This is a genomic window from Belliella marina (assembly GCF_042682445.1).
GTDB classification, from domain to species: domain Bacteria; phylum Bacteroidota; class Bacteroidia; order Cytophagales; family Cyclobacteriaceae; genus Belliella; species Belliella marina.
This window is the reverse complement of sequence record NZ_JBHUHR010000039.1, coordinates 334,947-346,954: the sequence shown is the minus strand read 5'-3', so window position 1 is coordinate 346,954 and position 12,008 is coordinate 334,947. Positions and strand designations below refer to the sequence as shown.

General features: G+C 39.9%; 9 protein-coding genes. 5 read left to right on the top strand and 4 right to left on the bottom strand.

The window, feature by feature from the left end:
• Positions 1–296 precede the first annotated feature (296 nt).
• The 4 genes from ACFSKL_RS15355 (at position 297) to ACFSKL_RS15340 (ending at position 5,373) form a co-directional block, all read left to right on the top strand.
• A complete protein-coding gene (locus ACFSKL_RS15355) occupies positions 297–1,547 on the top strand; it encodes a DNA recombination protein RmuC (RefSeq protein ID WP_376887207.1) in 1,251 nt (416 codons plus the stop codon).
• Between the two features lie 42 nt (positions 1,548–1,589).
• The gene (locus ACFSKL_RS15350; protein ID WP_376887206.1) at positions 1,590–2,255 is read left to right on the top strand and encodes a tetratricopeptide repeat protein; all 666 of its coding nucleotides are present in this window, start codon (positions 1,590–1,592) and stop codon (positions 2,253–2,255) included.
• 318 nt (positions 2,256–2,573) lie between these two features.
• Positions 2,574–3,920 (top strand): Trk system potassium transporter TrkA, encoded by a 1,347-nt coding sequence (gene trkA, locus ACFSKL_RS15345; protein ID WP_376887205.1) that lies wholly within the window; start codon positions 2,574–2,576, stop codon positions 3,918–3,920.
• Position 3,921: 1 nt separating this feature from the next.
• Entirely contained in the window at positions 3,922–5,373 is a 1,452-nt protein-coding gene (locus ACFSKL_RS15340; RefSeq protein ID WP_376887204.1) for a TrkH family potassium uptake protein, read from the top strand.
• On the opposite strand, the gene ACFSKL_RS15335 is transcribed toward ACFSKL_RS15340, so the two are convergent.
• The gene (locus ACFSKL_RS15335; RefSeq protein WP_376887203.1) at positions 5,370–7,289 is read right to left on the bottom strand and encodes a tetratricopeptide repeat protein; all 1,920 of its coding nucleotides are present in this window, start codon (positions 7,287–7,289) and stop codon (positions 5,370–5,372) included. The genes ACFSKL_RS15340 and ACFSKL_RS15335 overlap by 4 nt on opposite strands.
• 74 nt (positions 7,290–7,363) lie before the next feature.
• Positions 7,364–9,814 carry a ligase-associated DNA damage response DEXH box helicase gene (locus ACFSKL_RS15330; RefSeq protein WP_376887202.1) on the bottom strand — a complete coding sequence of 817 codons (2,451 nt, stop codon included), beginning with the start codon at positions 9,812–9,814 and terminating at the stop codon, positions 7,364–7,366.
• A gap of 83 nt (positions 9,815–9,897) precedes the next feature.
• Here ACFSKL_RS15330 and ACFSKL_RS15325 point away from each other — a divergent pair, with 83 nt between their 5' ends.
• Positions 9,898–10,410, top strand: coding sequence for a hypothetical protein (locus ACFSKL_RS15325; protein WP_376887201.1), 513 nt, complete (start codon positions 9,898–9,900; stop codon positions 10,408–10,410).
• A 108-nt stretch (positions 10,411–10,518) separates the two neighbouring features.
• Here the strand turns inward: ACFSKL_RS15325 and ACFSKL_RS15320 are convergent, their stop codons facing one another.
• Positions 10,519–10,965 carry a hypothetical protein gene (locus ACFSKL_RS15320; protein ID WP_376887200.1) on the bottom strand — a complete coding sequence of 149 codons (447 nt, stop codon included), beginning with the start codon at positions 10,963–10,965 and terminating at the stop codon, positions 10,519–10,521.
• 82 nt (positions 10,966–11,047) lie between these two features.
• Positions 11,048–11,995, bottom strand: a complete 948-nt coding sequence (locus tag ACFSKL_RS15315) for a DUF4625 domain-containing protein (RefSeq protein WP_376887199.1) — start codon at positions 11,993–11,995, stop codon at positions 11,048–11,050.
• Positions 11,996–12,008 lie beyond the last annotated feature (13 nt).

Genomic DNA, 12,008 nt, shown 5'->3' with positions numbered 1-12,008 from the left:
GGCTAATTTGATTTCCTACAATTTTACCGATTAAGTAAACAAAGGTAAAACACGGAGAATCCTTTTTTTATTTTCTAGAAAATCAGGGTGTAATTTATATATTCTAGTCAATACCCTTTCAAAAATTCCAAAAACTATTTGTCATTAATTGTAAAACAGCCGCTTCTGTAGCCAATTCAAGTCAGCCAGAATTGTTGTTATTGGAGAAATCCAGACAAAGGTTGTCGCAGAATATTTTTCATTTCTAGGCATTCAATCGAATATAGATTACTTTTCGATTCCAAAAAATTTAAGCAATGCCAATAGAAAATCCAATTTATATCGTCCTGATTGTACAAACATTTCTACTGTTATATCTGGTTTATAAACTAAGTCAAAAAAGTGGGGGAGACCAAGAGAGAAAGACTGAGTTTCTAGAACTCAAAAGTGAACTCAATAAGCAAATGCAGGCAAATAGGGAAGAGATCAGCCAAGGATTGATGCACCAGTTTGGGCTGGTCTTCGATTCTTTGAGGGCTAATTCCAAGGAGCAATCAGAAGTTTTGAGGGATTTTGGGAAGCTATTTAGGGAAAATGTAAAGGAATTCAATGAACTTCAACGGGAGAAGTTTCAGGAATTGATCCAAAGACAAGAACGGATGCTGCAGTCTACCGAAGAGAGGTTGGAAAAAATGCGTGAGACAGTAGATGAGAAACTGCAAAAAACATTGGAAACAAGACTGGGGCAATCATTTGAAATTGTAACCAAGCAACTTCTGGCGGTGCAAAAAGGCCTGGGTGAAATGCAGACGCTAGCTACTGGAGTAGGGGACTTGAAGCGGGTACTGAACAATGTAAAAACCCGAGGTGTATTGGGAGAATATCAATTGCAGGCGATTTTGGAGAATGTATTGGCACCAGATCAATATGAATTCAATGTACAATTGAAGAAAGGAAGCGCTGAGCGGGTGGAATACGCCATCAAAATGCCAGGCAATTCAGATGATGGACCAATATATTTGCCAATTGATGCCAAATTTCCCCAAGAATCCTATTACAGGCTCTTGGATTCATATGAATTGGGAGAGAAGGCTTTGATAGATGCTGCTAAAATCGAGCTTTTTAAGGCTGTCCGGAAAGCTGCCCAAGATATCAGCAACAAATACATCATTCCTCCATATACCACGGATTTTGCCATTCTTTTTCTCCCGATGGAAAGCCTTTATGCCGAGATCATCAGAGATGGGGATCTAGCACAACTATTGCAACGGGAATACAAGATAATATTGGTAGGCCCAACCACCTTGGCTGCGATGTTGAATAGTTTGCAGATGGGTTTCAAGACCTTGGCAATACAGCAAAGAAGCAGTGAGGTCTGGAAAGTCCTTGGGGCAGTGAAAGCGGAATTCTCAAAGTTCGGAGATCTGATCAGCAAAGCCCAAAAGAAAATCACCGAAGCAAGTACCGATTTGGATACTTTGGTGGGAACGAGAACCAGAGTGATCCAAAGGAAGTTGAAGGAAATAGAAGAATTACCGGAAGAAGAAGGAAAAAAACTTTTGGATTAGCGAATTTATCCAGTAGTTTTAGTTTATAAATTAAATGGTTTTATGAAGTATCTATTTGTTTTTGTTTGTGTATTGTTTTTTCAGGTCTTTGCCACCCATGCACAGGAGATCTATGATGTCGATCCGGAAGAAAGGAATAACTCGATTGTCATTGTGGAAACAGCCTTAGATATGATTTCAAAAGGGAATTATGAAAGTGCCGCAAAAATATTGGAACCTGTGATGGAGAAAGACCCTACATTTCATCCAGCATATGTCAACTATTATAATGCCATCAGAAACGTTCCCCAAAAGACCGATAAGCTTATTGAGGCGCTGAATACTGCTCTGGAAATTTTTGAGGAAGATGATGAATTGTCCTATTACCTCGGGAATATTTACCAAGAAAGAAGACAATATGAAGCAGCTATCAAAGCCTATTCTGCGGCTATTGATTACAGCAAAATCAATGGAGAGGATTTTCCGATCGTCTGGGCATACCATTTTAATAGGGGCAATTGCCATTTGAAGACCAAGCAGTTTGATAAGGCAATTGCTGATTATACTTATGCCCTGAGACTTAGTCCCGACAATTCCGATGTTTTGACCAATAGGGGAACAAGCTACTATCAAGCAAAAAACAATACCAAGGCTTGTGAAGATTGGAATGCAGCAAGGAGGTTGGGAAACAAGTCAGTAGATAGGTATATTAGTTCATTTTGTAAATAAGCTTTCGGCTAAAGCCATGATTGCATGCTTATTCATTTTCTTCCCTCCAGCTAAAGCAGGAGGCAATTCAAAAGCAGGATGCGATTCAATGAATTGGGAAAGTGCATCATCTATTACAAAAAGGCAATTGTATCATGAGTTGGGATGAGGTTTCAGCCCATCCAAGATAGGATTAGGTATAGATCGATTGGCTTTAGCCAAATATTGCTGGATTCGATGAATATGGGAAAAGTTTTTCCAATCTTACAATCCAATTCCCCTAATTAATTCATTCTAAGTCATTACATTTGCAGCCAAATCAAATGATATTTCACCTTTATGGGAATGAAAATAGTCATTGCTGGGGCAGGGGATATGGGTTACCATCTTGCCAAGCAATTGAGTTTTGATAACAAGGACATTGTCATGATAGATACTGACAAGGATGTTCTTGACAATGTGTCCTCCCACTTGGATGTATTGACGATCGTGGGTGATTCGACTTCCCTGGAAGTTCTGAAAAATGCCGGGGTCAATGATGCCCATATGGTGATGGCAGTGACCACTTCTGAAAAATCCAATATCGTTACAGCAGCTCTAGCCAAACAGCTTGGGGCTACCAGGGTGATTGCAAGGGTAAGAAACCATGATTATCTGGATCCAGATCACGAAGTGTATTTTAAGAATATAGGAATTGATAATATCATTTCCCCGACAATGCTCTGTAGCAAAGAGATCAAAAGAATGCTCAAAAATTCCTCTTTCACAGATGTATTTGAATTTGAAGAGGGAAAATTGAATGTTGTGGGAATTACATTGGATCAGTATAGCAGTTTGGTAAACAAAGCTATTTCTGAGATGAGCAACAACCCGATTTTTAACGACATCAAGATCATTGCGATAGTAAGGGATCAGATGACCATCATTCCCAGAGGCAGCACGATCATTAGAAACAATGATCATGTATTCTTTATTTCGAACAAACAGGCGGTAGAATCTATCTTGGAATTGCTTGGCCAGAAAGAGGTGACCATCAAAAATGTGATGATTATCGGAGGGGATGATATGGCTTATGCCACAGCCTTGAAGCTGGAAAATTTTTATAGGGTGACTCTTGTACACAAAGACAAAGAGCGTTGTAAATGGCTTTCGGAGAGATTGGATAACACTTTGGTTATCAATGGAGACTATAAGAATATTGATCTTTTGGTTGAGGAAGGATTGGAACAAATGGAAGCCTTTATTTCTGTAACTGAATCTTCCGAGACGAACATTATTACCAGTCTTACGGCAAAGAATCATGGGGTATACAAGACGATTGCCCATGTGGATACCCGGGAATATATCCACATATCACACAGCATTGGCGTAGATTCCCTGATCAATAAAAAACTTGTGGCAGCCAACCAAATCACTAGGTTTTTGAGAAAAGGAAATGTAGAAGCTGTATCGGGAATATATGGGGTTGATGCGGAGTTTGTCCAATACGTGATCACCAAAAACAATAGATTGACAAGGAAAGCATTGAAGGATTTGCATTTTCCCGAAAGTGCGATGGTGGCTGGCGTAATCCGCGGTGACCAGGTATTTATTCCAGATGGGGAATTTGTCATGCAGATAGATGACAAAGCGATCGTATTTGCATTGCCGGCGGCCAAAAACCCTTTAGAAAAATTATTCCATTAAAATGATCCATTACAAAGCCATAGGTAAGATCATGGGAGCTTTATTGATGCTGTTGGCATTGCTGATGCTTCCTGGGGTTGCCTTTTCTTTTTATTATGAAAGCCAGGATGAGATAGCCTTGATTGGATCTGCATTTATATCTTTTGTAGTAGGTGCCTCCCTGTATTTTTCCTTTTCCAAACAGGACCAAAATATCCGGAAAAGAGAAGGGTATTTGATTGTTTCGCTGAGTTGGCTGTTTATGTCAATCTTTGGAATGCTTCCATATATCCTGAGCGGAGCCATAGGAAATATTCCTGATGCAATTTTTGAAACAGTTTCCGGCTTGACTACTACCGGTGCATCGATTTTGAATGATATTGAAGCTATGCCGGCAGGGATTCTATTCTGGCGGAGTATGACACAATGGATTGGGGGATTGGGGATCATTGTTTTGACTGTTGCGATTTTGCCATTGTTGGGGATAGGAGGGATTGAATTGTTTGTAGCAGAGTCTCCCGGGCCTACTTCCGACAAATTACATCCGCGGATCAGGGAAACAGCCAAAAGGCTCTGGTTTGTCTATCTGGGTTTGACAGTATTGGCAGGGCTCTTATACTATTTGGGAGGGATGACAATCTTTGATGCCATCAACCACGCATTGACAACAATGGCTACCGGTGGATTTTCAACCAAAAATTCCAGTATGGCATTTTATGACAGTGCCTTCATACAATATGTTGCGATCGTATTTATGTTTTTGGCCGGGACCAACTTTACCATTATCTATTTTGGATTGATAGGGAAATTCCGAAGAGTCTGGAAATCTGATGAGTTCAAGACCTATCTCTTTGTTGTGGTGGTTTTGGCGGTCTTATTTTTTGCGCCGATATATTATTATAGTGGGCAGGGGTTCGAAAGGTCGTTCAGGGATGGGTTATTCCAAATAGTCTCTTTAATTACTACCACTGGCTATGTTACAGCGGATTATACATCTTACCACCAAGGATTAACACTTTTGTTCTTCATGATGTTGTTTTTGGGAGGTTCTGCGGGATCTACAGCTGGAGGGATCAAGTTTGTCCGGCATTTGACTTTTGTGAAGAATACTTGGCTGGAATTCAAACGGATCGTACACCCCAGAGCTGTTGTGCCCCTAAAAATCAATGGTGATCGGGTAACAGGAAAAATCATTACCCATATCATGAATTTTCTGTTGATTTACCTGATGATATTTGTTTTGGGATCTATCGTGATGACTTTGATGGGGTATGATATTTTGACATCCTTTGGGGCAGTTGCCACGAGTTTGGGAAATGTGGGACCGGCGATTGGCCAGGTAGGACCCATGGATAATTTTGCCTTCCTCAGCCCATCTGCCAAAATCTTTCTGTGTTTTTTGATGCTTTTGGGAAGGTTGGAATTGTTTACGATTTTGGTTGTATTTACCCCATTTTTTTGGAGGGCAAATTAGGCTTTCCGGATAGTAAAGTAAAAATCGGAACCTGATCCATATTCGCTTTCCACCCAAATTTCCCCTTGGTTGATTTCGATAAGTTCTTTGGTCAAGATCAATCCTATACCTGTACCTTTCTCTTGATGGGTTCCAGGGGTACTGAAAAATTCGGTGCTGAATAATCTATTGATGTTTTTTTGTTTGATTCCTACACCTTGATCACTGACTTTCATCACTATGTGGCCATTTTGTTCATAGGAACTGATGGTGATATGCTCGTTTTGCCTTGTGAATTTCAAAGAATTGGACAATAAATTTCTCAACACAATATCAATCATGTTTTTATCTGCCAAGGCATAGGTGTTTTTATCGACATCATTGACCATCACCTGGCCCTTATAGTAACCCGAATGAAATAGGAATTCAATGCTTTTTTGTACCAAATTCTGAATATCCAATTTGGAATTGTGGACTTCCAGGCCATTCATTTGGCTTCTGGACCAGACCAAGAGGTTTTCGAGCAGAATATTGTTGTTGCCAAGGTTTTCAGCCAGGATGGGAATGTAGGATATAAACTCATCCTTGGTCAAATTATCTTCTTGGATCAATTTGACCAAACCACTCAGGGAGTTTAGAGGCCCTTTGAGGTCATGGGCAAGGATTGAGAATATTTTATCCTTCATCCTGTTGAGTTTTTCCAGATCTGCAGATTGGGTTTCTATTTTTTTATTCTGTTCTGAGAGTTTTGCAAGGTTGATTTTTTCCCGCTGAAGCGCTCGATAAACAGTGAAATAAGCTACAGAAATAACCATCAGCAACAATACTAGCCCATAAGTGATAAAGAGTTTGAATTGCTCATTCTGTTCTATGAGTTCCTTTTGCCTGTTTAAAAATTCTATCTCATCTTTTTGCTTTTTGATGGTTATCCCTGCAAGATGAACCTTTGTTTTTTCCGATTTGATAATATTCCTCTCTGCTTGGAGTAAAGTTTGGTATTCCTGAGATTTCTCCAAGTCACCAAGATTGAAATATATCTGATTCATCATCTGATAGATTTCGATCATGGATTCTGAGAGGGGCTTTTCTTCATGGATTTGTTGGGCTATTTCTGCATATTGGATTGCAGCTTTATGGTCACCGGTCTTTACTTTTAGCTCCACCAACTTCTCCAGCGCATTGATTGCCCTGGTTTTATCGTTGTTGATTCCATATTCATAGAGTTTGATAATGTCATTTTCTGCCTCTTCAAAATTCCCCAAATCAAGCAACAGGTCTGCCTTGTTGAACTTGGAAACCATGACTTGTCTGATCTGTCCCATGGATTCCCTGAGCGCTATGGCTTTATTTATTTTTTCCAATGCTTCACGATATCTACCAAGGCTACCTAAGACCAAGCTCATACCGGTGTAGTTGTAGCCTAAGCCATTTTCGTCGTTGATTTCAAGGAATATTTTTTCAGCCTGTTCATAGTAATCCAAAGCTTCATCAAAATAATCTTTGTAATAATACATCTGGCCGATGTTGTTGTAAGAATGTCCAATCTGTACTTTTTCACCAGATTTTAGACTGATTTCCAATGCCTGCTCATACATACTCAATGCCTCTTCTTGGAGGTTCATATTTCTGTAATAAACACCAAGTCTATTGATGTTTTGGGCTTCCAATTCTTTGTTTTTGACTAGTTTGGCAAGTTCGATTGCCTCGTTGTAATACTTGACAGCAGAGTCGGAGTAGTGGATTTCCTGCACCAGTTCCGAGAGGATCAAGAGCCTATCTTCATCTTCGAAGGTAGTTTGGTAGATTTTAAAAAGACTATCCGCCTTGATCCTGTGCAGTTCTTGTTGAAATGATAAGGCAGGAGTAACCTGCAACATGCCAAAAAAAATAACAGAACAGCAAATCAGGTAAATATAGGATAGGTCGAATTTTGACATTATATTGGGCGCAGTGAATACAATGCTTAAAATTAATTCATTGTGCCGAATCTACAAGATATGTTTTGGATATTTTAGTTAATTAAATTGGCTTTCATCTTTGCTATTCTATCTTCCAGATTTTCAGATGTTAATGTGGCTCTCAATCTGTCCACCATAATAGGGAACGAAAAAGGGGTGAATTGCCCAGGTTTCATAATAACCAGTTTTTGTGAGTTGATCGTACGGATCACTTCTAGGATCTTGTTTTTCTCCATTTGCATATCCAAAACCTCCCTTTGGGCTTGCTTCAGCAAAAGGTTTTCAGTATCATATTCCTCAAAAACCCCATACAAAATAGATGAACTGGATTGGAGATGCTTGAATTTCATGGGCTTTCCCGGAAAACCCTGGAAAACCAAGCCGGAAATAGTGGCAATGTCCCGAAATTTCCTCTTTGCCATTTCGCTTTCATTGATGCAGGCGAGGATATCTTCAAGCAGGCCCTTTTCGGTAAATAGATCTTCTTCCAATATATCTTCAATGGGTATGGGACTATCAGAAAGCAATTCAAATCCATAATCATTCATGGCAATGCTAAAGGTAATAGGATAGCTGAAACTGATCCTATAGGCTATCAATGCCCCAAGGATTTCGTGAACGACCCTTCCTTCAAACGGGAAGAAAAATACGTGATGCCCTTCCCTGGAAATGTTTTTTTCAATCAGAAGCGTTTGGTTGTCAGGTATCATAGATAACTGCTGTTGCAAAGCGAGCAAGGGAGCTATAAATTTTATTTCCTCAGTTGCCCAGATACCTTTGGAAGCATCTTCCAATATAGTCCTGATTTTCCCTGCAAGTTTTGATGTCAATGAAATCCTTCCTCCCATGTAGGAGGGTATATTGTTGCTTTTCTTTTTGGCGATTTGTACTTGTGCGGTTTGGTCTTTGATTTTGAGAAACTCCAAGCTTCTTCCCGAAAAGTGGAATCTATCTCCGGGCTTTAATTTGGCTATGAAATATTCTTCAATCATCCCCAAAAACGCCCCATTCCTTAGTTTTACCTTCAGCATGGGGTCAGATACGATCGTACCCATCGACAGCCTATGACGCATGGCAGTCCGCCTATCATTGACTTTGAAAAGCCCATTCTCCATAATCTCTACTTTGGAAAACTCCTCATAGCTTTGCAAACTCTCGCCTCCTTGGGTAATGAAAGCCAGCGTCCATTGGAACTCCTTCTCTGTGATCATCGAGAAACTGTAAGTGTCTTTGAGGAGCTCAAAAATCTTTTTGGGAAAAAAACCTTCACCCACAGCCAAAGTCACCAAAAATTGGATCAGGACATCATAAGTCATAGTAGGGCATGGGATGCTCTCCATTTCACCCGATTTGATTGATTGCCTCAAGGCAGCAGCTTCGACCAGTTCCAGAGAATTGGTCGGAACAAAATATATTTGGCTTGCAATTCCTGGACGATGGCCTGCACGTCCAGCTCTCTGCACAAACCTGGCAATCCCTTTGGGACTGCCAATTTGGATAACTGCTTCGACTGGTCTGAAATCAACCCCAAGATCCAAGCTGGAAGTACACACGACCAACTTCAATTTACCCAAATGAAGTGATTCTTCTACCCAAGTACGTACTGATTGATCCAATGACCCGTGGTGGATAGCTACCCAACCAGCCCAATCAGGTCGCATCTCCATAATCTTTTGGTACCAAATCTCCGTCTGTGCCCTCGTATTGGTAAATAACAGTACTGAGCTTTTTTCCTCAATGATTGGAATCACTTTGTCTAACAATTTGATTCCCAAATGACCCGACCAGGGATATTTTTCAAGCTCTTCCGGATAGATGGTCTGGATATCAATTTCTTTATCAATCTCTGCTTTGACAATATGGATTTGGGACTTTTTTCCCAATAGGACTTCACAGGCTTCTTGAAGGTTGCCAATTGTCGCGGAGATTCCCCAAACTTTCAGGGGATTTGGTATCATACTCCTAAGATACCCCAATGCCAACTGAACCTGCACTCCACGTTTGTTTCCCAGCAATTCGTGCCATTCATCAATGATGATACATTGTAAATCTTTGAAAAATTTTGAATTCTCCTTCTGCGCAAGGAGAATGTGTAAGGTCTCTGGCGTCGTCACGAGACATTCCGGTGGGTTTCTCTTTTGTGCCTGCTTTTGCTTGCTATTGGTGTCCCCATTTCGGACCTCTACCCTCCATGGCAGCCCCATCTGATTGCAGACTTCCTGCATGGCAAAGGATATATCCTGAGCCAACGCCCTCAAAGGACTTACCCAAATGATCTGCAATCCATTCTTTTTTGGTTTTTGCCAAGAGTTCGGATTTTTGTTGATGTATTCCAAAAGTACAGGCATCCAAAGTGCAAAGGTCTTTCCGCTACCGGTGGGTGCATTGAGCAAACCCGATTTTCCATCCAAATAGTCTTTCCAAGTTTCCAATTGAAATGGAAAAGGTTTCCAGCCTTTTGCTTGAAAATATTTATTTGCCGGAATGAATCTCTTATCCTCCATATTTGATTTTAATTCTATAAATTTAGGATATGAATTAACTATTTTGAATTTAATTCCGTTATTGAGTTACAAACAGAATCACCATGAAAAAGTTAGTCCTTTTGTTGTTGTTATCTCCTTTCTTTTTTGCCTGTACTGATGACAAAGATGAAGAATATACCAACAATTCCATAGAATACAATCTCTATCAAAGTTCGGATTATGCATATGAAGGCAAATTGCTTGTTCGGGAGTTGACCAGCGGCCAACTTGAGTTGACAGTGCAATTGGAAGGAGCTAAGGAATCTGAAGCTTACTATTTTCCAGCGCATTTGCATTTTGGAAGCTATGACAATCCAGATTCACCTATTGCCTATATGTTGAACCCCGTAGATATCAGAGATCTTAAAAGTACCACCGTGTTGGGATTGTTGTCAAATGGCAATTCCCTTACCTTTGAGCAGTTCAAAAGTTTTGACGGCCATGTAAAAGTACATTTGGCAGAGAGTGGTCCCGATTATGAAGTGATCCTTTCCGCCGGAAATATTGGTGGAAACGAAAATGCCATAGAGGCCTTCAACAGAGAGGGCATTTCAGTTTGTTTGCCTGTTTATTGAGTAAAATCCGCAATCCTACCTAAAAAATCATCAATACAAGTGAATCGGGTAGAATTGCGGATAATTAAGTTTTTCAACTTCCAAATGCAAGATTTAAGGATATCCCCCTTAAGAATTGCTTTCTTCCATCACTTCTGGAACCAATCTTCTCTTCAGCCTATCGGAAAGATCTACAATTTCACTATGCATCACTTCCTGGTAGGCTTTATGCTCTTCATTGGAAAATTCTTTCATAGGATTGTGTACATGATATTTACGCTGATGTTCATCATCATGCGAATGCTCAAACCCTGGTACTTCGATGATGTCTTTGTCCCAGATTTTCAACTCATCTTTCAGTTCCGTATAATCGATATTTGCTTCTTTGAGCTGCTTTTCAACTTCCAATAATTCTTCCCTGATATCAAGTGAGGCCTGGTGGATTTTGTTAGCCTCAATCAGGTTTTCATCTTCTACTTCGGCATGATGATGTTCCTTGCTGGATTTTGTGTTACAGGCAAAAAGGACTGCTACGAAGATGAATAGGGTGCTTGTAGATTTGAAGATTGTGTTCATGATAATATAGTTTGAATTTTTTTTGAAACAAAAAAGAGGAAAATCGGTCAGATTTCCCTCTAAATATAAATCATAATTTAAATTAATCTATGTGAACTTCGTAAGTCTTTTGAGTTACGTTTCCATTAATATCTTCAACCCAAATAATCAGTTCAAGATGGTCTTCTCCACTTGGTAGGATGATTTCATTTTCTCCCGATAGGAGTTCAGACAAGTTCAAAGAGGTATTGTTTGGCAATGCCTCACCTTTATAATCATTACCTCTCCAATTAGATTCTCCCCACATTTTTTCGAAAAACTCCCCATCTTTAATTCTTCCATGGCTATGACCATGATGATCGTCTTCCTCTACCAATCTTACCCAAACGAACTTGATTTCAGAACTTAACTCATGATTGCCCTTGCTGATAGATCCTTCTACTGCAAGTGGAGCACCCGCTTCACCTTCAATCTCTCCATCATGTAAGTTGGTCACTTCAGTAACTGGCGCATAAGCCCTTTCTATGAAAAATGTTGCCAGATAGTTACTGCCATCATCATATCCTGTTTTGTTACTGTGAATATCGATTGCCGATATGATGATATCATAAGGTCCTGCCAATACATTTCCATCGACTCTAGAAGTTGATCCTCCCCAGTATATATCTGTAGAAGTATTGTCTACATTCAGGCTGGTTGCTCCTTCTGGAAATCTGAAAGCAGCGTTTTCAGCATTTGGACTATAGATATCTTTTACACTCAAAGGGCTAAAAGTATTGGAAATCCTTCCATGTGTATGGCCATCAAAAGTACTGTGGATATCTACAAGTACCTCTGAAATACCTGATTCGTCTGTAACACTGAATCTGACGTGCATATGGTCTGTAGTTGCAGCACGTACTTCGTTTTCCATAGGTCTGAAACTATCCCTACCTTCTGCAAACCCAATCACAGGAGCATCTCGATCTGTTACACTTGGATCCTGATCATCTGTACATGAGAAATTCAATGCCAATAATCCGATTGATAATAAAATAGATAATTTTTTCATTGTGATATTTATG